Here is a 20,685-nt window from a genome sequence, read left to right on the forward strand (position 1 = left end):
TGGTATGATTATTTATTTCAAAAATATCGATTAACGCTTAAGACGCATAATGGCCTTCTCGTTCACAAATTCCTTCATTCCGAAACCACCGTGCTCACGGCCATAACCAGAATCTTTTACCCCACCGAAAGGCATATTGGGCTGTGCAAGACCGAAAGAATTGATGAAAATCATACCAGTATCAAAATGTTTGCTGGCTAGTTCCATCGCTTTATCTTCGTCTTTGGAAAAAATTCCACCGCCTAGACCAAATCTGCTGTCGTTTGCAATTCGCATAGCATCGTCTTGGTCCTCGGCACGAATAAGTGAAGCCACCGGACCGAAAAGCTCATCGTCATAAGCGGGTTGTCCTGGTTTTACATTATCAAGAACCGTTGCTGGATAGAAGAAACCTTTGCCTGTTGGCATTTCACCTCCACAAAGTATTTTTGCGCCTTTCTTTACGCTTTTTTCTACCTGCTCATGAAGCGTCTCCCGAAGATCTTCACGCGCCATCGGGCCTATTTTTGAATCTTTATCGGTTGGGTCGCCGTGTTTTATTTTCTTCATCTGTTCTACATGCGCATCGCGAAATTGATCATAAACCTTATCTACGATCACAAAGCGTTTCGCCGCTACGCAAGTTTCGCCATTGTTGTAAATACGGCCCTGCACGCAGGTTTTTACAGCCAATTCTAAATCTGCATCCTCCAAAACAATATAGGCATCGTTGCTACCCAGTTCCATAACACTTTTCTTTAAAGCGGCTCCTGCTTTTTTAGCGATGGTTCTTCCGGCACCTGGGCTTCCCGTAAGGGTTACACCTCTAACCAATTTGTGTTCTATAATTTTATCGCTTTGATCGTGGCTAATTTTTAGAATGGTAAAGAGATTTTTTGGCAATCCTGCTTTTTCGTAAATTTTCTGAAGCATCAATCCTGTACCCGTTACGTTTTCGGCGTGTTTCAATAGAATTCCATTTCCAGCCATTAGGTTTGCGATTGAATAGCGTATAACTTGATACACGGGAAAATTCCAAGGCTGGATTCCATAAATAACACCAAGAGGAGAGTAGGTTATTACTCCTGTTCCGCCATTTGGCAGTTCACGCTCTTCGTCCTTAAAATTTTCAGGGCCATTGTCAGCCGTCCAATCACAGATGCCCGCACAAAGTTCTACTTCCTGCTTGCTCTGCTTTAGCAGCTTACCCATTTCATCAGTCATAAGTTTAGAAAGCGCATCAACATTATCTCTTAATTCCTTTCCAATTGCCTTTAGTATTTTTCCCCTTTCCTCGTGAGAGACCAAGCGCCAATCCATAAAAGCTTCGTGACATTCTTTAACTGCTTCGTCCGCTTCCTTGTCGGTCATTAATGGGTATTTCTTAATTACTTTTCCTGTGCTTGGATTGATTGTAACCAGGTCATTCTGTTCTTCCTTTTTCATAGCATTTTCTTTTTGTTGAATATATTATTTTGAAGAAGAACTGTGTCTTAAGAAACTGTTATACTTTTGAAAGCTGAAAGGATATTTAAGCTTTTGAAGCATTTCATCTTTAAAATTTCAGAATGAAAAGTCTTGAAACACAAAACATTCGCCCCGCCCGCCCTGAAGATTACAAACAGGTTGCGCCCCTCATTGTGCAGGCAATGGAAGATTTAGCATGTACTTTTGCAAATACTGCGGATACCAAACAAGCCGTTCCGTTGTTTGCCCACTTTTTTCAGCAAACTGCAAACCAATATAGCTTTGCGCATACTTTAGTATATGCTGAAGGCGACGAAATAAAGGGATCAATTACTTTTTACGATGGCCAGTTGTTGCCAAAGTACCGCGCACCGTTTCTTAAATATATAGCCGAAACCTACATGGTTAAAGATTTAGCAATTGAAGACGAAACCATTCCGGGAGAGGTTTATATAGACACATTAAGTGTTTATCCAAAGCATCAAGGGAAAGGTATTGGCAAGAAATTATTGGCCGCGGCAATCGAACACGCAAGGCAGGATGGCCATAAAAAAATTGGACTCTTGGTAGATTTCGAAAATCCCAATGCTAAAAGATTGTATGTGGCTCTGGGATTTGAAAGTATTGGTAAAAAGCAACTTGGCAATGGCATTTATGAACATTTGCAATTGAAGTTTTAGTTTTTTAGAATAATTCTATTTGTTATGAAAACAATTGATTGAGCACCGCCAACGATTTGGGTTTTTTATAGCCCTGAACGTGGAAACTGTAATAGGTCAAAATTAGTTCCAGTAAATCTTTACGCTGGTTTTTGGTGAGTTTTTCAGTGTTTAAAGTATCAAGATTTAACCCGAAGAAATGTTTGAAATTTTCTACTTGCTCACCTTCAATACAGTAATTGGATGTATTTGTCGCTTGAAAATTTCCATCAATTATATTGAAATAGCTTTCCTTAATATGTGTGGCATCGGGGAAAAATCCTAAATAAATACTTAGTTGCATCAAAAAGAAAATGTGGAAATTGGCAATGGCATCATTTTGGTCAAGCCACTGAAAAGAGCGTTCCAAAAAAGAGAAGAGTTCTTTATTTGTTTCTTCCTCGCGAATGCAGTTTTTTAGCATTTCAGCCAAAAACATAATCAATCCCGTTTTGGCAATATCTGTATGAAGTGTTTTGTAAGGATAATAAACTTTAACCTCCTTAATATACTCTAAGGTTCCTTTGTTTTTGTGATCTGCTATAAGCTCCAATTGTGTGAGCGGTTGAAAATAAGATGCCTTTAGTTTTCCTTTTCTAGATTTCAGAATATTGCGAAGAAGATAACTTTTAATTCCTGAAATTTCAGTGAAACAACTTGCAATTAAATCTGCTTCAGAATATTTGATGGCTGAAAAAACTATGGCTTTGGTAGCAACGACCATCAGCGAATAATCATGATTTTTGCAACCTTGGTTTGAAGGTTATCATCTGTTGTTACCAAAACCAAATACACCCCCGAACGAACTTTGTATTTCCCAAAAGCCGAAGTATCCCATAGTACACTGCCGCCTTCAGATGTTTGTTCAAAAACTAGGTTTCCGGTAATATCTGTAATTTTCACATTGGCCTGAGATGTAAGGCCATCAATAGTAACATTACCACTAAATTCAGGACGCACCGGATTTGGAAATGCGTGTACATTGTCTAAATTATCACTGGGCGCCGTGGCTGTACCTTTGTATGCCACAAGCCCTTGAGTGGTTGCAAAATATACAACTCCCGTAAAAGGATCTATCGCTATATCCTGCACATTGTTAGTAGGCAGCGGAGAATTGTCTTTAGTAAAACGAAGCAAGGTTTCTTGCCCATTTGGTGATAAGTAAAAAACGCCCGAGGTGGCCGTTGCAATCCATTTGTTGTTGGATCCATCTACCGCAATATCGGTTATAGATTGTTCAAATAGCAACTCTTGGGCTACACCGTCTTCAAGTATAATAATTGCTTGTGAATCTTGTGTTGGGCCTTCTTGAAAAAAACCACCCGGACTAAAGAGCACCCTAAGTCCCTTTAGCGTTCCAATCCACAATCTATTTTGTTTATCAAAAGTAAGTGCACGGGTGTTATTTGTTGGCAAATTACCGCCGCCCAAGTTATCCGTCAGTGAATTAAATTTTTTGGTCGTTGGGTTATAGCCTATAATTCCGCTTCCATAAGTACCAAAAAATACATAGCCTTCTCTACTAATAGCAAGTTCTGTAAGTGCTATTTCACCTTCATTTGCTAAAATGCTTGAAATATCCACTTTTTGGAATTGGCCGCCAGGTGTAAGCTTTATTAAACCTTCTTTTTCTTTACTTTGTACAAACCATAAATTACCCTGAGAGTCAAATTGGGAGCCAAATATGCGTATTCCCGCATCAGCGCCACCAAGAAGTATTCTTTCTAACGGGCTATTGGTTTGATCGTAAAGTATGGTTGGGGTTTCTTCCACAATTTTCAGCAAGCCCTTTTCGAATGAACTCATGAAAACTTCATTTGGGTCTTCAGGATTGATTGTAACTTTTACCAAATCTGTAGGTTCAGCACCTACGGCAGCTCTCAAATCTTCGTATTGAATGTTTGTCCAAAGCGTGTCTTTAAGATGGCTGATTCCATATTTGGAAATTGGAAATGGATTATAATCCACATCTACTTCGCCAAAGCTAACCCAGAGTTCGCCGGGTGAAGCGTCTATGGAAAACGGACTGTTTCTAAGTGGTCCATTGGGAAGTACTTGTGTAGGTTGTATACTTCCAAAGGGAACAATCAAGAGGCCGTCTTCTGCAGTTCCCAAATAAAATCTGGATCCAAAGGCATAACCGGACTGCAAGTTGAGGTCGAAATCCTGTAGGTTGGTAACCGAGGCTTCCTGTACAAAACCTTCGGAATAGGATTGAATTGAATTGTTCGTTGTAATTGTTAATAAATCATCGGCCAATCTAAATTTCTTAACATTGGATGTAAAAGATTGCACATTGGTGCGGATTCCGTCTGCGGTAAAACGTAAAATGGTATTGGAGTTATCTGCGGCATATAGTTCATTTCCCAATTTTTCCATCGCAGAAAAACCGCTACCCAGAATGGTTGTCCAGTTTTGATAATCAATCAAATCATCATCTGCAACCAACGCCCTACGAATACCGTTGAAAGCACTGGCGGCAAAAATATAAGGTTCCTGCACGGTAGTTTGCACAATGTTTATTTGGCCGCCGCCGTCACCAATAAAATAGGTGTCACCAAACTCTAAGGCCGCAAGATTGAATACTGAAATTCCATATTGGGTGGCAATGTAAATTTTGCCATCATATTCGTTGAAGTTATTGATGCGTTTTTTATCTGGTGGAATGGTTAGTTTTTCTAAAATGTCCACTACTTTCAAAATATTTTCCTCTCCGTCTTTCACTATTTCAATCAACCCGTTTTCGTAACCAATTACCAGTAGCTTGAATGCTTCGCTGTAGTGAATCGTGGTTATAAAATTTCCCGAAAGACCGTTTACCGTTGAACGGGTTTCTATTTGCTGAGTAGAAAGATCATACGTAAATACCGCATTTTCGGCTCCCACATAAATTTTGTTATCTCCCTGTGAAATATCTTTTACCGAAACGTAAGAAAAGAAACCGATCCAGCGGTCTTCAAAATTCTGGGCGCCTGCCAGAATAGGAAATAATAATAGGAAAGCAACTGCCCACCGCTTCATAGATATGTTTTTGTTTATTAACACGCTAAAATACTATTTATTGCGGTATATGAATGAAAAAGCCTTTCCATATCTTTCATTTCGAAAAAAGACAGTCGGAAAGGCTTTAACCTTATTCTTAATTTGAAGTAGTTATACTACCCCTTGCGCGAGCATTGCATCGGCTACTTTTACGAAACCTGCAACGTTTGCTCCTTTTACATAATCCACATAACCATCACCATCTTTACCATATTGAACGCAAGCAGCATGAATGTCGTTCATAATACTGTGCAATTTTTCGTCAACCTCGGCGGCTGTCCAACTTAAACGCAGTGAATTTTGAGACATTTCTAAACCAGAGGTTGCAACACCACCGGCATTTGATGCTTTTCCGGGAGAAAACAAAATTTTTGCTTTTTGGAATGCTTCAATAGCTTCTGGAGTACAGGGCATATTGGCTCCTTCGCCTACACAGATACAACCATTGTCTAAAAGCATTTTGGCTTCTTCACCATTTAATTCATTTTGGGTTGCGCAAGGCAGTGCAATATCGCATTTTACTTCCCAAGGGCGCTTTCCTTCAACATATTTTGCGCCGGTATATTTTTTAGTGTATTCTGAAATACGGCCACGTTTTTCGTTTTTCAAATCCATTACAAAAGCGAGCTTTTCTTCATTGATTCCTTCGGAGTCATAAATATATCCAGCAGAATCAGAGAAGGTAACTACTTTTCCTCCAAACTCAATTGCTTTTTCAGCAGCATACTGGGCAACGTTCCCAGAACCAGAAACAACCACTGTTTTTCCTTTAAAGCTTTCGCCTTTGGTTGCAAGCATGTTTTTTGCGAAGTAAACGTTTCCATAACCTGTTGCTTCGGGACGAATAAGCGAACCGCCATATGAACGGCCTTTTCCTGTAAGCACTCCCGTAAATTCATTGCGGATGCGTTTGTACTGGCCAAACAAAAAGCCAATTTCACGACCACCAACGCCAATATCGCCCGCGGGAACGTCGGTGTCTGGGCCAATGTGTCTGAAAAGCTCCGTCATAAAACTTTGGCAGAAACGCATTATTTCGTTGTCACTCTTTCCTTTTGGATCAAAGTTGGATCCCCCTTTTCCTCCGCCCATAGGAAGGGTGGTCAAGCTGTTTTTAAAAGTTTGTTCGAATCCTAAAAATTTAAGAATACTTAGGTTTACCGATGGGTGAAAACGTAGACCTCCTTTATACGGGCCAATTGCTGAATTGAATTGAATTCTATATCCCTTGTTAACTTGTATTTCACCTTTATCGTCGGTCCATGGCACACGGAAAAGAATGGTGCGTTCTGGCTCCACCATTCTTTCCAACAGCTTTTTGTTGGCGTATTTTTCGTTTTTTTCTATAAATGGGATTACGGTTTCAGCAACTTCTGTTACTGCCTGAAGAAATTCAGGTTCATTGGGATTGAGTTTTTCAACTTCAGAAATGAAATCTTTTATACTTTGCTTCATTGTTTAAATTTTATTTTACTTTTAGCGAATTCCTTTGGTATCTGTTTGTAGCCGTGCATTTTACAAAATATCTTAAATTTGAATTTGAAGAAAAAAATACATTAGTTAAAACATTTACATAAGGAAGCAACAAATATAAGCGTTATGATAAAAACTGTACGTCAATTTTTTACAAATTAGCTAAATAGCTTTATTAAATTTCGCTGTTAAATATGTTTTTATATATTTGTTATGTCTCAATCTAAACCCATGTTTATAATGAATACCAGATCTTTGTTATTGGTATTTTTCTTGTTTGTCTTTGCAAAACAAGAAGCTTACAGCCAATTTGGCTTTTCTCATGAAGTGGGTTTAATTACTGGCCCGGTTGTTTTCTATTCAGATTTTGGTCAGCGAAATAACTTTGAAACCAATGCCAAAAACACAGGTTTCGGTATTGGTCTTATTCATTATCTTAACTTTTCCTATCGCGCAGATTGTAATTGCTATACCCGCGATAAGTATTTTAATGACCACTTTAAGGTGCGTAATGAGATTGATTACCACAAAACAAATTTAGAACATTTTGGCCGTTGGGTAGAGCCAGACCAAACCTCATTATTTGCAGATCAACTACGTGCAATGAGCGGTTCTGTTAGTGTTTTTGAAGTTGGTTCACAACTTGAATTTTTTCCATTGAGCATTCGTGATTTTGCCGCGGGCGCCTATAAAATTGCACCATTTATAAGCTTTGGTGTGCATTATGTAAATTTCGACCCTGAAGTGGAATCATCTTTGGGACCATTAAATAGTCCTATTTCTACCCCAGATAAATATTTTAATGCCTTTCAACAGGATCCTGCATCCACTTGGGCTATGGTAGGCAGTGTTGGGATTCGTTATAAATTGACTCCCTTGAGCGATTTGATGCTGGATAGCCGCTGGGAGTATTACTTTTCAGATTATGTGGACGGCCTAAACCCAAGCCTTGAAAACAACGGAACCAAGCCGGTTCCGGAAAACAAGGCCAATGAGTGGATCTATTGGTTGAATATTGGGTATATTTATTATATAGATTAAAGTAAACTGTTTTATATGAAAAGAGGCTGATTGATTTCAGCCTCTTTTTTGTTTCTGGAGTTTTTTGTAAAACTATTCCTTGATGAACTTTTTCACTTCCACATTTCCAGTTTCATCTTCAATATTTAAAAAGTATATACCGCTTTTGAGATTGGAAACATCTATGGAGGTTTGGTCTTGAATCTCCAAATTTTCAGTGCGTATAAGTTTGCCTTCTATGTTGAGGATTTTAACTTTTAGATTGGCAGTAGGGTTTGTAGCGTTTATGTACAATCTGTTTTTAACGGGGTTGGGGTGGATTGAAAATTGTGATGCTGAAAAAATGGGTGTGGACAAGGGTTGATTGCCGTAGAATGCTTTGTTTCCTAAATCGCTTGTAAAACTAAAGACAAGTCATTACCTTGACTTTCTATTATGTATGCGAAGGTTTTATCAAGTGATTGCCATTCAAAAAAGCCATTATAATACAGATTTTGATAATCATTGCTTTCCGCTAAAACACACGGCTCGTCCGGTAATATTACAAATTCAAATACATTTATCTCATCATTAGAAATTGTCAAATTTTGACCAGATAGACTTTCACAAACATTAGTATTAAAAAAGTCTGGAAAAATATTTAATTGAATAAAATCGATTTCACTATTGTGTGGCGCTTGGTAATCTACACCATCAATATTTATCTTTTGTAGATACCAAGTATTATCAAAAAGTTGCGGGTCTTGGGCAAAAGAAATTGTGCTGATATGGAATAACAATATGTAAAATAATGTTTTCATATTTTATTCTTTTAGAAATTTTTTGATAGCCTTATTGCCGTTTTCATCTTCTATGTTTAAAAGGTAAAGGCCGCTTTTAAGATTTGAAACACCTATTGAGGTTTGGTCTTGAATCTCCAAATTTTCAGTGCGTATAAGTTTGCCTTCTATGTTGAGGATTTTAACTTTTAGATTGGCAGTAGGGTTTGTAGCGTTTATGTACAATCTGTTTGTTGCGGGGTTGGGGTATAGACTAAAGTAAATACCTTTTAAATCTGTTAAACTTAGACTACAATCCTCACTATATGAAGACCAATCATCCTTACACCACCCTTCAAGAGGAAAACCCCCACATTCTGGGTATGTAGCATTTTCATCATCAACTTGAATGCACATTAAATTTTCATTACCCGTGGAAATCATTACCGTCATATTATTATTATTGCCATTGTCAAGAAATAGACTATTAAGTTGATTATCGGTGCATTCTAAATAATCAAGCTTACTATTTCCAGACAACCCCAAACTATTTAACTGATTAAAAGAGCAACCCAATGATTCAAGGTTTACATTTCCAGAAATATCCAATTCGCTCAGTTGATTGTTATCGCAAACCAACGTTCTAAGATTTATATTTTGGGTGAGAATTAAATTATTAATTTGATTATTGCCACACCCCAATAAATGAAGGTTTATATTTTGCGACATATCCAAAATAATTAACTGATTTCCATAACATTGTAATACTTCAAGGTTAATAAAACTCTCTATTCCTTCAAGTGATGAAATATTCTTGAAATTAACATTTAAATTCACTACTACCTCGGCTTCACTAACCTGTATTTCACCGTCATTATTGGTGTCCACCCCCACTTCTATAAGAGCAATTTTAAAGTTGGCATCCGGAATATTTACAATTTGGGCATTGAGAAAGGTACTTGTCAATAAAAATATAAGTATATATAATTTTTTCATGATCTTAAATTTTAAAGGGATTATTGTTTCGCTAAGTTTTTGGAATCGACGATTTCGCCATCACATGCAAGGGATACGGAATATAGTCCGTGGATTTTCATATAATATTTCGTTATAATCATTTGGATAAAAACCTGTCAAAATAGGTTTTTCTAAGGGAATAATATTTTCAATCTCATATCTAAAAGTAAAATCTGTAAAAATTTCATTTTCACCCAGAGTAACTAAATAAACTTTTTGTAAGCGTGGTGTGGTAGAAGTTGGAAACGCTTTCTCGAAAAAATAAACTTCTTTATCATTTACAAAATTTGAGAAATCGTTTATATTAGTTGTAATTGAAATGGTTCCATCATTATTGGTGGTCTGCTGTATGGTACCCAAATTATACTCTGGCTTTATTTCAAGATAATACTCTTCAGTGTTTTGGGCAGTCAAGAAAATTGAAGAAATAACAACCACAATAAAGATGAAAATTCTGTGGGCGTGTGTTTTCATACTTTGAGCGATTAAAGTTAGTTGATTTCTTAAAATTATGCTAAAATATTTAAATAAAAAACAGGTTTTTCCCTGTTTTTTATAGAGGGTTTTACCTGTTTATAATGAAGTCTCTTTCTTACAATGAAGAAATTATCCTATCGCCTGCTCCAAATCAGCAATCAAATCATCCACGTCTTCAATACCCACGGAAAGACGAATCAAAGAATCAACAACGCCCGTTTTTTCGCGTTCCTTTTTTGGGATGCTGGCGTGCGTCATACTTGCCGGATGGCCTGCAAGACTTTCAACCCCGCCCAAGCTTTCTGCGAGAGTAAAGATTTTCAGATTTTCAACTATTTTGATGGCTTCTTCGTAATTGTTTCCTTTGGTTACAAAAGAAATCATCCCTCCAAAATCATTCATCTGTTCTTTCGCTATGGCATGATTTGGATGGCTTTCAAAACCGGGCCAATATACTTTCTCAATTTTTGGATGTTTCGCCAAATATTCCGCAACGGCCTTTCCGTTTTCGCAATGGCGTTGCATACGGATGTGAAGCGTTTTTAAACCTCGTAAAACGAGAAAGCTATCTTGTGGCCCACAAACGGCACCACTAGCGTTTTGAATAAAATATAACCTTTCCGCAAGTTCTTTGTCTTTTACAACCAAAGCACCCATAACCACATCGCTGTGCCCACCAAGATATTTTGTGGCGCTGTGCATCACGATATCTGCACCCATTTCCAAGGGTTGTTGCAAATATGGCGTTGCAAAAGTGTTATCAACAGCCAACAAGATTTTATGCTTTTTTGCAATTGAAACAGCTTTCTTTATGTCGATGATATTCATCATCGGGTTGGTTGGTGTTTCTACCCAAATGAGTTTCGTTTTATCATTTACGTGCTCTTCGATTTTATCGGCATTTTCCATTCCGATAAAGTGAAATTTAATGCCGAACCCTTCAAAAATCTTGGTAAACAAACGGTAGGTTCCCCCGTAAAGATCGTTGGTTGAAATAACCTCATCGCCGGGTTTCAAAAGTTTCATAATGGCATCAATTGCTGCAAGCCCGCTTCCAAAGGCAAGACCGAACTCACCATTTTCAATACTTGCAAAAGCACGTTCCAAGGCAGCACGTGTTGGGTTTCCGCTGCGTGAATACTCAAAACCTTTGTGGCCACCGGGCGTTGTTTGTGAATAGGTTGAGGTTTGATAGATTGGAGGCATTACCGAGCCATAAGCTGGATCTACATTGTGTTGGCCGCCGTGTATTGTTTTTGTGTTAAATTTCATAGACTTTTCGAAAATTTTAAAGTGATAATCAGCAATATCAAAACTATATTTTAGGTTTTAACATAACTTTCACAATAGCTGATTTTAAAGTTATTACTTTTGAAATGCAAATCTAAGAGTTTGATTTGTGATAGCTAACCATCCAATCCTTTTTAACCTATGAATAGCAAAATTGCGGTCGTAACATTAATTGCGCTGATAAGCGTAAGTTGCAATCGAGAAAAAAATATTGAAATTTCGTCAGAAAGTTTTACAGAAAAAGAGCTTTCAATGTGTGAAAACAGCAAGTGTCCCGAAGTAACCATCAATTATGTAGAAGTTTTTGGTGACGATGAGATATCTGAAAAAATAAATGCGAAAATAAAAAACTTTATCTTCAGCTCATTGATAATGGGCGAAGATACCATCCCCACAGCCAAAACGATACAAGAAGCCGCATCCGGTTTCATAAACGCCTACAATGCTGATAAAGCCCAATTTCCAGATATGGCCGGGGAATATTTTGCCGAAATTTCAGTGAATGAAATTTACAGATCAAAAGAACATCTTTGTTTTGAAATGCGCCAATACCTTTTCACCGGCGGGGCGCACGGTTATGGCACTACTTCATTTATGAACATAGACCCGGAAACTGGAGAGGAGCTTACTTCAAAAGAACTTTTCAAAAAAATAAAAGAATTTACTGTATTTGCGGAAAAGAAATTCCGCGATAAACAAAAAATAGCCGAAGAACAAGGAATTAACGATACTAAATTTTGGTTTGAAAATGATGCGTTCTATCTACCCGAAAGTGTCGGCTTTACTCAGGACAGCCTTATTTTTATTTACAACCAATACGATATTGCAAGCTATGCCGACGGGCCCATAGAACTAAAAATAGCCATAAAAGAAGCCGAGCCTTTTTTAAATATTGATTAATTTTGAACGATGCAAAAAGTATATTATTTATCAAGTTGTGATACTTGCAAAAGAGTGATGGAAGAAATAGAAATTCCGTCGTCATTTATAAAACAAGATATTAAGGTTCAAGGAATAACCGAAGAAGAGTTGGATGAACTTTTCAACCTTACCGATAGTTTTGAAGAACTTTTTAGCCGTAGGGCAAAGCTGTATAAAGAGAAAAATTTAAAAGGTGAAATCTTGCTGGAAGAGGACTACAAGGATCTCATCCTAGAACACTACACTTTCTTAAAGCGGCCCGTGATTGTATATAACGACGAAATATTTATAGGAAGCAGCCCAAAAACTGTTGCTGCCGCTAAAAAATCCATCCATAAAAATTGACCAACCAACGCATCTTTGCGCTTTTGGCGGCAACCACTGCCAGCACTATCTATGGCATAAACCATACTATTGCCAAAGGGTTGATGCCAGACGTAATAAAGCCGTTCGGTTTCATATTATTGCGAGTGTCTGGTGCAGCCTTGATTTTTTGGATTATAAGTCTGTTCTTCCCTTCAGAAAAAGTGGAGCGTCGCGATTGGTTTAGATTCATAGCTTGCGCATTCTTCGGAATGGTTTTAAACATGCTCGCCTTTTTTAAAGGATTAAGCCTTTCTACACCTATCAATAGTTCGGTTATCATCACAATTTCACCTGTTTTATTATTGGTGCTTTCTGCCTTTATTTTAAGGGAAAGAATAACTTGGATGAAGAGTCTTGGTATATTTTTAGGTTTGGCCGGTGCTTTGGTTTTAATTCTTTTTGGATTGAAAGAACAACCCAATGCCCCCAATATTCCGCTCGGTAATTTACTTTTTATAGTGAATGCAACCTCCTATTCTATCTATTTGATTTTAGTGAAACCCTTAGTCCCAAAATATAGCTCCATCACATTGATGAAGTTTCTTTTTCTCTTTGCTTTCCTAATAAATCTACCAATCGGAATATCAGAATTTACAGAAGTAGCTTGGAGCAGCCTTGCTTTTGAAGATATTTGGAAACTGGGCTTTGTCGTTCTTTGCACAACTGTAATGACCTATCTTCTGAATATTTACGCTTTGAAACAATTAAGCCCATCCACTATTGGTGCATTTATTTATTTACAGCCTGTAATTGCGGTGCTTTTTGCAGTACTAGTTGGCGCAGATAGCTTAACTGCATTGCGAATAGGCGCAGCAGCCTTAATATTTTTGGGCGTTTATCTTTCTACAATAAAACGTGTACGGAAGATTTCCGATTAAAGATCTTTCGGGCGCTGACTATACTTTCGGGTGTTTTCTTTGGTAAGAATTCTGAAGTCATCTGTCTTTTCCAATGAGTCAAGTTTCTCATAAAATTCCCTCGGAAGGCCTACTAGTTTTCGTTCTCTTAAATCTATCCATCCTCCCATCATTTCACAACGGGCATAGTTTTTTCCGTTTTCGTCATAAAAATTATGGAGAAATTCAAAGTAGGTTCCATCTGCTGATAAACCTTTCAATTGAAGCGAAACAGTAACCGGTTTCCCCGGAAAAAATTCACGGAAGTAGAACATATGTTCATAAAATGCCACCGCACCAATATTTTGCTTTTCCAGATTCGTAAGGTCTAGCCCACTTTCCATAAAAAAACTCATACGGGTGTGGCTCATGTAATCTATATAGGCGCTGTTGCGCAAGTGGCGATTGGCATCCACATCGCTCCAGCGTATTTCAAATTGTTTTGTGTACATCTTCAAATTTTTCTACAAATTTAAAGTACTTTTGTTATGCAAGCATAGCATTTATGTTTAGTTTCTGTTAAAATTCCTTTAAGAAAATGCCGCTGATTAAAAGCAATTACCAACCAACATTTCCTTTTAAAAACGGACACTTCTCCACTATTTATTCCGCAAAACTTCGGCCTTCACCACATTTAGTCCAACAACGTGAACGGGTGCAATTGCCCGACGGCGATTTTCTGGATATAGATTGGTCCTTCGCCAAAAAACCTTCAAGGAAAGTTGCTATAATTCTCCACGGCTTAGAGGGGAACGCACAGCGCACATATATAAAAGGGCAAGCTAAGGTTTTAAACCAAAATGGTTGGGATGCCGCGGCCGTAAATTTTCGCGGTTGCAGTGGCGAGGCTAATATTTCCTATCAATCATACAACGCAGGGAAAACCGACGATTTAGAAGCAGTGATAAATATAATTCTGAAAAAAGATAAGTACGCTGAAATTGCGCTAGTTGGTTTCAGTCTGGGCGGAAACCTACTTTTGAAATATCTAGGCGAGCGCGAATCTTTTCCGAAGGAAATAAAAAAGGCAGTCGCCATTTCTACCCCGCTGAGTTTGAAGGGTTCTTTGGAATCTTTAAATGTCTTCTCCAATTGGGTGTATCGAAATTCGTTTCTAATCAATCTTCGGAAAAAGTATAAAACAAAAATGAAGGATTTTCCAGAAAAAATGACTGCCAAAGATTACAAAAAAATCACTTCCCTTTTTGAGTTCGACAATGTTTACACCGCTCCAGCACACGGTTTTAAAAATGCTTTGGAGTATTATGAAAAGAACAGCAGCCTACAGTTTCTTCCTAATATTGAAATTCCGGTCTACATATTAAATGCTGAAAACGATAGTTTCATTTCTGAAGATTGTTACCCGATAGAGTTGGCTTCAAAAATGAAAAACCTTCATTTGGAAATTCCCAAATATGGCGGTCATGTGGGTTTTCATCAAACCAATAAATTGTATTACAGCGAAGAGCGAACCGTGCAATTCTTGACTGAATAATCCAAGTTGTTTAACTAACGTCTGCTGACTAACGACTAACGACTATTTTACTACCTTTGCCCTTCACAAAATCAGGAATATGATCCAATCCATGACGGGCTATGGCAAAGAAGTTGTTCAACTGCCTTCCAAAACAATTACCATTGAAATTAAATCGTTAAACAGCAAAGGGCTCGACCTCAACACGCGCGTGCCTTCGGCCTATCGTGAAAAGGAGCTCGAAATACGCGACCTGCTTGCAAAATCTCTGCAGCGTGGAAAAGTAGATTTTTCACTTTACATCGAGGTTACAGGCGAGGAAGTTACAACCCAACTCAACGAAGGCGTTGTAAAACAATACATGAAGCAGTTGGCAAACGTGGTAAATGGCGACTCTGTTGAGCTTTTAAAAATGGCCGTGCGTATGCCAGATGCCTTGAAAACCGAGCGTGAAGAAATTGATGAAAAGGAGTATAAAACTATTTTAAAAGGAATTGACCGAGCGCTGGAAGCCATCAATAAATATAGAACTGACGAAGGTTTGGTTTTGGAAAACGACTTTTTGGATCGCTCTAAAACCATTTCAAAATTACTTGAAGAAGTGATCGCAATTGATCCCGAACGTGTGGATGCGGTAAAAGAAAGACTTCGCAAAGCAGTTTCGGAGTTAAAAGAAAAAGTGGACGAAAACCGTTTTGAGCAGGAATTGATTTATTATCTCGAAAAATACGACATCACCGAAGAAAAAGTTCGGCTTAAAAACCACTTGGAATATTTTGAAGAAGCTTTAAAATCCCACGATTCCAATGGAAAAAAATTAGGCTTTATTACTCAGGAAATAGGGCGTGAAATCAACACCATCGGTAGCAAAGCAAATTACGCACCTATGCAGCAAGTAGTAGTGCAAATGAAGGACGAGCTTGAAAAAATTAAAGAACAAGCCTTAAACGTTTTATAGATGAAAGGAGGAAAATTGATAGTTTTTTCGGCACCCTCCGGCAGCGGAAAAACAACCATCGTACAGCATTTGCTGAAACAGGAAGATCTCAATTTAGAGTTTTCAGTTTCATGTACCTCACGCGAAGCTCGTGGCGATGAAAAGCACGGCGAGAATTATTATTTCATTTCCCTCAAAGATTTTAAGCAGCACATAAAAGATGGTGATTTTTTGGAGTGGGAAGAAGTGTACCGCGATAATTTTTACGGTACGTTAAAAAGTGAAGTAGAACGTATTTGGAGCCACGGAAAAAACGTGATTTTCGATATTGACGTAGTGGGCGGACTTCGAATTAAAAAGAAATTTCCCGAGAAGACCTTGGCTGTTTTCGTTAAACCACCGAGTATTGACGAGCTGAAAATTCGTTTAAAAAAGCGTAAAACCGAAAGTGACGAACGCATCAATATGCGTATTGCAAAAGCTTCGGTAGAGCTTGCTACGGCACCACAATTTGATTATATCATCAAAAACCACGATTTAGAAATCGCTTTGAACGAAGCGCACGATTTGGTGGAGAGTTTTATAAATTCCAAACAAGAAAATCCCAAATTCCAAATTCCAAATTCCAAATAAATTCCAAAAAAGAAAAAAACAAATTTCAAAAAATTAATATTTTAAACGCATAAACTTTTAAACTCATAAAAACTACTAAAAAAATAGGACTCTATTTCGGTACTTTCAACCCAATACACATTGGGCATTTGATTATTGCCAACCACATGGTAGAGTTCAGCGATTTGGACGAAGTTTGGTTTGTGGTTACGCCGCATAATCCATTAAAGAAGAAGAAAACATTATTGGAAGACCATCATCGATTAGCCATGGTTCGCATTGCAGTGGAAGACTATCCAAAGTTGCAAGCTAGCAATGTTGAATTTTACCTTCCACAACCCAATTACACCGTGAATACCTTGGCCCATTTGGAAGAAAAATATCCTGAAAGTAATTTCTGCTTAATTATGGGAGAAGACAATCTGAAAAGCTTTCAAAAGTGGAAAAACTATCACGTGATTTTAGACAGATATTCAATTTATATTTATCCAAGAATTTCCGAAGGAACTGTGCAAACGCAATTTGATAATCATAAAAAGATTGAAAAAGTTGGTGCGCCTATTATTCAGCTTTCTTCAACTTTTATACGCAATGGCATAAAATCTGGAAAGAACATTAGGCCCATGCTTTCTGCAGAAGTGTGGAAGTATTTGGATGAGATGAATTTTTATAAGTAGCTATTGCTGCTATTTATGAGATTCCCACTATCGTTGTAATGAAAAACCGCCCCACCAAATTAACACTTGGGGAGCGGCCTCAACTAAATAACCAACCAAAATCATTGAACCTACTTTCGTATTGAAGGGAAACCCCAACTCAATAATTAAAGGCAATAACGTGTAGAAATATAGAAACATTGCACGGTCATTCTTAAGCTACTGTTAAATGTTTCGGAAACACTAGAATTGTGTACTTTTGATATTAGAAATGAAATCAATGTCAGAAAAACCAAAATTTGCGGTCATCGGCGGTGGAAGCTGGGCCACGGCAATTGTAAAAATGCTTTGCGAAAACCTTGACGAAGTGTGTTGGTATATGCGCAGTAATTACGCCTTGGAACACCTAAAAAAACATGGCCACAATCCAAACTATTTGAGTTCGGTAGAATTCAATTTAAAGCAATTAAAACTCAGCAATGATATTAATGAAACCGTTAGCTGTGCCGATTGTCTCATTTTTGTTGTTCCGTCGGCTTTTCTTCATAAAGAGCTTGAAAAACTGTCCGTTACTTTGGAGGACAAAATAGTTTTTTCAGCGATAAAAGGTATTGTTCCCGAAACCAGTCTTATTGTTGGTGATCATTTCAATACGCATTACAAAGTTCCTTTCAATAATATTGGCGTTATATCTGGGCCTTGCCATGCGGAAGAAGTTGCGCTAGAAAGACTTTCCTACCTTACCATTGCAAGTGCTGATGACGAAAAAGCAAAAATGATTGCAAATGTTTTAAGCAGCGATTACATAAAATGCACCACCAGCGATGATGTTTTGGGGATAGAATATGCAGCAATGCTTAAAAACATATATGCCATTGCTGCGGGAATTGCCCATGGTCTTGGATATGGTGACAATTTTCAGAGTGTGCTTATGAGCAACGCCATCCGCGAGATGAAAAAGTATGTGAAAAAAGTACATAAAATGAAGCGTGACATTAATGATTCTGCTTATTTAGGAGATTTGTTGGTTACTGGTTACTCCGCATTTAGCCGAAATAGACTCTTCGGAACAATGATTGGAAAAGGTTACACAGTAAAAAGCGCACAATTGGAAATGAGTATGATTGCTGAAGGCTACTATGCTACAAATAGCGCCTATAAATTGAACCAGCAAAAAGGTAAGAAAAAAGCCAAAACCCCAATAATAAATGCCGTTTATGAGGTGCTTTACGAAAATAAAGATCCAAAAAAGACATTTAAAAAACTAACCGATAAATTGGATTAAAAAAAGCCACACACTTGTTGCTTAGCTTTTTTCTTTATTTAATGCTTTTTATTTCTTAATATCTTTATTGACGTTTTCTGGTAATTCTTCAAACCCCATATTGAAGAGAGTAAATCCAAAAATATCGGCATACTGCTCAATGGTTTTGCTCACGGGAGTTCCTGCTCCGTGGCCGGCATCGGTTTCGATTCTAATCAAAACGGGATTGTTTCCTGTTTGTTTTGACTGAAGTTCTGCTGCAAATTTAAAACTGTGCGCAGGTACTACCCTATCATCGTGATCACCTGTTGTTATTAAAGTTGCAGGATATTGAACGCCTTCTTTTACATTGTGCAAGGGTGAATACCCTTTTAGATATTCAAACATTTCCTTATTGTCTTCGGCTGTTCCATAATCATATGCCCAGCCAGCTCCAGCAGTGAAAGTGTGATAACGAAGCATATCAAGAACACCAACCGCAGGAAGTGCAACTTTCATTAAATCTGGTCGCTGCGTCATTGTTGCGCCAACAAGCAAACCACCATTTGAACCTCCACGAATTGCAAGATAATCGCTGGAAGTGTAATTGTTTTTAATTAAATATTCTGCTGCAGCTATAAAATCGTCAAACACATTTTGCTTTTTTTGCTGTGTTCCTGCATCGTGCCATTTTTTTCCATACTCACCGCCGCCGCGAAGATTTGGCACAGCGTAAATACCACCTTGTTCCATCCATACTGCATTGGCAATGCTAAAACTTGGCGTTAAACTAATATTGAAACCTCCATAACCGTAAAGAATTGTTGGGTTTTTACCGTCCATTTTCAATCCCTTTTTGTGTGTAATAATCATCGGGATTTTTGTTCCATCCTTTGAGGTGTAGAAAACTTGTTGGCTTTCATAATTTTCAGGGTTGAAATCTATTTCAGGTTTTATGAATAATTCTGAATTACCGTTTGCAATATCATATTTGTATATGCTACCCGGTGTAACGTAATTGGTGAAGGAGTAGTATAATTCAGTTTCTTCCTTTTTGGTTCCAAAACCACCTGCAGAACCTACGCCCGGAAGTTTTATTTCACGAATTAAATTGCCTTCATAATTATACTGCATCACTTTTGACACTGCATCTACCATATAATTGGCGAAAATATTGCCTCCTCCGGTACTGGGTGAAAGTACGTTTTCAGTCTCAGGAATAAAATCTTTCCAGTTTTCGGGACTTGGATTTTTAGCATCTACCGTAACAACTTTTCTGTTCGGCGCATTCATATTAGTTACAATGAAAAGTTTAGAACCTACATTTTCTAGAATGCCAGTATCGGTTTCTGTGTTGTCCAAAATTGTTACAAACTTAGCATCTGGTTTAGTAAGGTCTTTTATAAAAAGTTTGTTGCCTGAAGTTGAGGTACTCGCTCTAATTATTAAATAGTTATCGTCTTCTGTTACAGATGCTCCTATGTAGCGATGTTTCTCTTCTGGCGTTGCCCCAAATATTATTTTGTCTTCGCTTTGTGAGGTTCCCATTTTATGGTAATACACTTTGTGCTGATCGGTTTTTGCAGAAAGCTCACTGCCTTTGGGCTTATCGTAACTAGAGTAATAAAATCCTTCCTCGCCTTTCCAAGAAAGACCACTAAACTTAATATCCTTTAAGGTATCTCCTACCAATTCCCTTTTTTCGGTATTCATAACAAGCACTTTGCGCCAGTCGCTTCCACCTTCAGAAATACTGTAAGCCAATTGGCTGCCATCTTTGGAAAAACTAGTTTCACCCAATGAAATAGTACCATCTTCCTTAAATGTATTTGGATCTAGAAATATTTCAGCCGTATTTGCGTCTTCGCCTGTTTTGTAACGGTAAATAACATATTGATTTTGCAATCCATCATTTTTATAGAAGTAAGTGTAATCGCCTTCTTTGAATGGCGGTCCTACTTTTTCATAATTCCATAAATTTGAAAGTCGTTGTTTTAATTCTTCGCGGAAAGGTATTTTTTCCAAATAACCAAAGGTTACTTCGTTCTCTGCTTTTACCCAAGCCGCGGTTTCTTCGCTTCGGTCATCCTCCAGCCAGCGGTAAGGATCCTGCACGTCAACTCCGAAATAGGTGTCCACGGTATCAACTGTCTTTGTTTGAGGATATGTCACAGAAATTGTTTCTTTTTTTTGTTCTTCTTTACAGCCAATCAAGGCAAGAACAAGGATTGTAGGAACGATTGAAAATTTCATAATGTTTATTTTTTTCGAAACGTAAATGTACTGCTTTTAACTTAAAATAAAATAGTAGAAAATACAAAAAGGCCCCCGATACGGGAGCCTATAATTTAATATAACC

General features: G+C 37.8%; 21 protein-coding genes. 10 read left to right on the forward strand and 11 right to left on the reverse strand.

Going from position 1 to position 20,685, the window contains the following annotated elements; genetic code table 11:
- Nucleotides 1–30: 30 nt before the first annotated feature.
- Nucleotides 31–1,425: an NAD-dependent succinate-semialdehyde dehydrogenase gene (locus tag ESV24_RS02855; protein ID WP_111815137.1), complete on the reverse strand. Its 1,395-nt coding sequence runs from the start codon at nt 1,423–1,425 to the stop codon at nt 31–33.
- 122 nt (nt 1,426–1,547) lie between these two features.
- Here ESV24_RS02855 and ESV24_RS02860 point away from each other — a divergent pair, with 122 nt between their 5' ends.
- A complete protein-coding gene (locus ESV24_RS02860; RefSeq protein WP_111815140.1) occupies nt 1,548–2,126 on the forward strand; it encodes a GNAT family N-acetyltransferase in 579 nt (192 codons plus the stop codon).
- A gap of 22 nt (nt 2,127–2,148) precedes the next feature.
- Here the strand turns inward: ESV24_RS02860 and recO are convergent, their stop codons facing one another.
- From recO to gdhA, 3 genes are all read right to left on the reverse strand, one after another.
- Complete coding sequence (gene recO / locus ESV24_RS02865) at nt 2,149–2,868, reverse strand: DNA repair protein RecO (RefSeq protein ID WP_111815142.1); 720 nt, start codon at nt 2,866–2,868, stop codon at nt 2,149–2,151.
- The gene (porZ, locus tag ESV24_RS02870; RefSeq protein ID WP_111815144.1) at nt 2,868–5,165 is read right to left on the reverse strand and encodes a type IX secretion system anionic LPS delivery protein PorZ; all 2,298 of its coding nucleotides are present in this window, start codon (nt 5,163–5,165) and stop codon (nt 2,868–2,870) included. The genes recO and porZ overlap by 1 nt, the downstream gene beginning before the upstream one ends.
- Nucleotides 5,166–5,297: 132 nt before the next feature.
- The gene (gdhA, locus tag ESV24_RS02875) at nt 5,298–6,641 is read right to left on the reverse strand and encodes an NADP-specific glutamate dehydrogenase (protein WP_111815146.1); all 1,344 of its coding nucleotides are present in this window, start codon (nt 6,639–6,641) and stop codon (nt 5,298–5,300) included.
- Between the two features lie 258 nt (nt 6,642–6,899).
- Between gdhA and ESV24_RS02880 the strand changes: the two genes are divergently transcribed.
- A complete protein-coding gene (locus ESV24_RS02880) occupies nt 6,900–7,700 on the forward strand; it encodes a THC0290_0291 family protein (protein WP_111815496.1) in 801 nt (266 codons plus the stop codon).
- A gap of 72 nt (nt 7,701–7,772) precedes the next feature.
- Here ESV24_RS02880 and ESV24_RS15470 read toward each other — a convergent pair whose 3' ends face one another.
- The 5 genes from ESV24_RS15470 to ESV24_RS02900 all read right to left on the reverse strand — a co-directional run bounded on the left by ESV24_RS15470 (nt 7,773) and on the right by ESV24_RS02900 (nt 11,203).
- A complete protein-coding gene (locus tag ESV24_RS15470; protein WP_235003990.1) occupies nt 7,773–8,036 on the reverse strand; it encodes a T9SS type A sorting domain-containing protein in 264 nt (87 codons plus the stop codon).
- 29 nt (nt 8,037–8,065) lie between these two features.
- A complete protein-coding gene (locus ESV24_RS15475; RefSeq protein WP_235003991.1) occupies nt 8,066–8,479 on the reverse strand; it encodes a hypothetical protein in 414 nt (137 codons plus the stop codon).
- 3 nt (nt 8,480–8,482) lie between these two features.
- The gene (locus tag ESV24_RS02890; RefSeq protein ID WP_111815148.1) at nt 8,483–9,433 is read right to left on the reverse strand and encodes a T9SS type A sorting domain-containing protein; all 951 of its coding nucleotides are present in this window, start codon (nt 9,431–9,433) and stop codon (nt 8,483–8,485) included.
- A 60-nt stretch (nt 9,434–9,493) separates the two neighbouring features.
- Nucleotides 9,494–9,928 carry a hypothetical protein gene (locus ESV24_RS02895; protein ID WP_111815150.1) on the reverse strand — a complete coding sequence of 145 codons (435 nt, stop codon included), beginning with the start codon at nt 9,926–9,928 and terminating at the stop codon, nt 9,494–9,496.
- 132 nt (nt 9,929–10,060) lie between these two features.
- Entirely contained in the window at nt 10,061–11,203 is a 1,143-nt protein-coding gene (locus ESV24_RS02900) for a cystathionine gamma-synthase (protein WP_111815152.1), read from the reverse strand.
- 159 nt (nt 11,204–11,362) lie between these two features.
- Between ESV24_RS02900 and ESV24_RS02905 the strand changes: the two genes are divergently transcribed.
- The 3 genes from ESV24_RS02905 to ESV24_RS02915 are packed head-to-tail and all read left to right on the forward strand — an operon-like array spanning nt 11,363 to nt 13,386.
- A complete protein-coding gene (locus tag ESV24_RS02905; protein WP_111815154.1) occupies nt 11,363–12,121 on the forward strand; it encodes a DUF3298 and DUF4163 domain-containing protein in 759 nt (252 codons plus the stop codon).
- Between the two features lie 9 nt (nt 12,122–12,130).
- On the forward strand, nt 12,131–12,487 hold the full coding sequence (locus tag ESV24_RS02910) for an arsenate reductase family protein (protein WP_111815155.1): 357 nt from the start codon (nt 12,131–12,133) through the stop codon (nt 12,485–12,487).
- The gene (locus ESV24_RS02915; RefSeq protein ID WP_111815157.1) at nt 12,484–13,386 is read left to right on the forward strand and encodes a DMT family transporter; all 903 of its coding nucleotides are present in this window, start codon (nt 12,484–12,486) and stop codon (nt 13,384–13,386) included. Before ESV24_RS02910 ends, ESV24_RS02915 begins: the two co-directional genes overlap by 4 nt.
- Here the strand turns inward: ESV24_RS02915 and ESV24_RS02920 are convergent.
- A complete protein-coding gene (locus tag ESV24_RS02920; protein ID WP_111815159.1) occupies nt 13,383–13,856 on the reverse strand; it encodes an acyl-CoA thioesterase in 474 nt (157 codons plus the stop codon). The two genes, ESV24_RS02915 and ESV24_RS02920, sit on opposite strands and share 4 nt — an antisense overlap.
- Before the next feature lie 86 nt (nt 13,857–13,942).
- On the opposite strand from ESV24_RS02920, the gene ESV24_RS02925 reads away from it, so the two are divergent.
- The 5 genes from ESV24_RS02925 (at nt 13,943) to ESV24_RS02945 (ending at nt 18,368) form a co-directional block, all read left to right on the forward strand.
- Nucleotides 13,943–14,899, forward strand: coding sequence for a YheT family hydrolase (locus ESV24_RS02925; RefSeq protein WP_111815161.1), 957 nt, complete (start codon nt 13,943–13,945; stop codon nt 14,897–14,899).
- Nucleotides 14,900–14,978: 79 nt separating this feature from the next.
- Nucleotides 14,979–15,836 (forward strand): YicC/YloC family endoribonuclease, encoded by an 858-nt coding sequence (locus ESV24_RS02930; protein WP_111815162.1) that lies wholly within the window; start codon nt 14,979–14,981, stop codon nt 15,834–15,836.
- Complete coding sequence (gene gmk, locus ESV24_RS02935; RefSeq protein ID WP_111815164.1) at nt 15,837–16,448, forward strand: guanylate kinase; 612 nt, start codon at nt 15,837–15,839, stop codon at nt 16,446–16,448.
- Between the two features lie 65 nt (nt 16,449–16,513).
- Complete coding sequence (gene nadD, locus ESV24_RS02940) at nt 16,514–17,104, forward strand: nicotinate (nicotinamide) nucleotide adenylyltransferase (RefSeq protein ID WP_111815166.1); 591 nt, start codon at nt 16,514–16,516, stop codon at nt 17,102–17,104.
- A gap of 259 nt (nt 17,105–17,363) precedes the next feature.
- A complete protein-coding gene (locus tag ESV24_RS02945; RefSeq protein ID WP_111815168.1) occupies nt 17,364–18,368 on the forward strand; it encodes an NAD(P)H-dependent glycerol-3-phosphate dehydrogenase in 1,005 nt (334 codons plus the stop codon).
- 48 nt (nt 18,369–18,416) lie between these two features.
- On the opposite strand, the gene ESV24_RS02950 is transcribed toward ESV24_RS02945, so the two are convergent.
- Nucleotides 18,417–20,579, reverse strand: coding sequence for a prolyl oligopeptidase family serine peptidase (locus ESV24_RS02950; RefSeq protein WP_111815170.1), 2,163 nt, complete (start codon nt 20,577–20,579; stop codon nt 18,417–18,419).
- Between the last annotated feature and the right edge of the window lie 106 nt (nt 20,580–20,685).

It is taken from the genome of Aequorivita lipolytica, assembly GCF_007997135.1.
GTDB classification, from domain to species: domain Bacteria; phylum Bacteroidota; class Bacteroidia; order Flavobacteriales; family Flavobacteriaceae; genus Aequorivita; species Aequorivita lipolytica.

What these genes read in the sequence shown, in the direction of transcription:
- porZ (WP_111815144.1), bottom strand. Translation starts at nt 5,165, where the DNA reads ATGAAGCGGTGGGCAGTTGCTTTCCTATTATTATTTCCTATTCTGGCA.
- ESV24_RS02930 (WP_111815162.1), top strand. Translation starts at nt 14,979, where the DNA reads ATGATCCAATCCATGACGGGCTATGGCAAAGAAGTTGTTCAACTGCCT.
- ESV24_RS02925 (WP_111815161.1), top strand. Translation starts at nt 13,943, where the DNA reads ATGCCGCTGATTAAAAGCAATTACCAACCAACATTTCCTTTTAAAAAC.
- ESV24_RS02945 (WP_111815168.1), top strand. Translation starts at nt 17,364, where the DNA reads ATGTCAGAAAAACCAAAATTTGCGGTCATCGGCGGTGGAAGCTGGGCC.
- gmk (WP_111815164.1), top strand. Translation starts at nt 15,837, where the DNA reads ATGAAAGGAGGAAAATTGATAGTTTTTTCGGCACCCTCCGGCAGCGGA.
- recO (WP_111815142.1), bottom strand. Translation starts at nt 2,868, where the DNA reads ATGGTCGTTGCTACCAAAGCCATAGTTTTTTCAGCCATCAAATATTCT.
- gdhA (WP_111815146.1), bottom strand. Translation starts at nt 6,641, where the DNA reads ATGAAGCAAAGTATAAAAGATTTCATTTCTGAAGTTGAAAAACTCAAT.
- ESV24_RS02890 (WP_111815148.1), bottom strand. Translation starts at nt 9,433, where the DNA reads ATGAAAAAATTATATATACTTATATTTTTATTGACAAGTACCTTTCTC.
- ESV24_RS02900 (WP_111815152.1), bottom strand. Translation starts at nt 11,203, where the DNA reads ATGAAATTTAACACAAAAACAATACACGGCGGCCAACACAATGTAGAT.
- ESV24_RS02905 (WP_111815154.1), top strand. Translation starts at nt 11,363, where the DNA reads ATGAATAGCAAAATTGCGGTCGTAACATTAATTGCGCTGATAAGCGTA.
- ESV24_RS02855 (WP_111815137.1), bottom strand. Translation starts at nt 1,425, where the DNA reads ATGAAAAAGGAAGAACAGAATGACCTGGTTACAATCAATCCAAGCACA.
- ESV24_RS15475 (WP_235003991.1), bottom strand. Translation starts at nt 8,479, where the DNA reads ATGAAAACATTATTTTACATATTGTTATTCCATATCAGCACAATTTCT.
- ESV24_RS02910 (WP_111815155.1), top strand. Translation starts at nt 12,131, where the DNA reads ATGCAAAAAGTATATTATTTATCAAGTTGTGATACTTGCAAAAGAGTG.
- ESV24_RS02920 (WP_111815159.1), bottom strand. Translation starts at nt 13,856, where the DNA reads ATGTACACAAAACAATTTGAAATACGCTGGAGCGATGTGGATGCCAAT.
- ESV24_RS02950 (WP_111815170.1), bottom strand. Translation starts at nt 20,579, where the DNA reads ATGAAATTTTCAATCGTTCCTACAATCCTTGTTCTTGCCTTGATTGGC.
- ESV24_RS02895 (WP_111815150.1), bottom strand. Translation starts at nt 9,928, where the DNA reads ATGAAAACACACGCCCACAGAATTTTCATCTTTATTGTGGTTGTTATT.
- ESV24_RS02860 (WP_111815140.1), top strand. Translation starts at nt 1,548, where the DNA reads ATGAAAAGTCTTGAAACACAAAACATTCGCCCCGCCCGCCCTGAAGAT.
- ESV24_RS02880 (WP_111815496.1), top strand. Translation starts at nt 6,900, where the DNA reads ATGAATACCAGATCTTTGTTATTGGTATTTTTCTTGTTTGTCTTTGCA.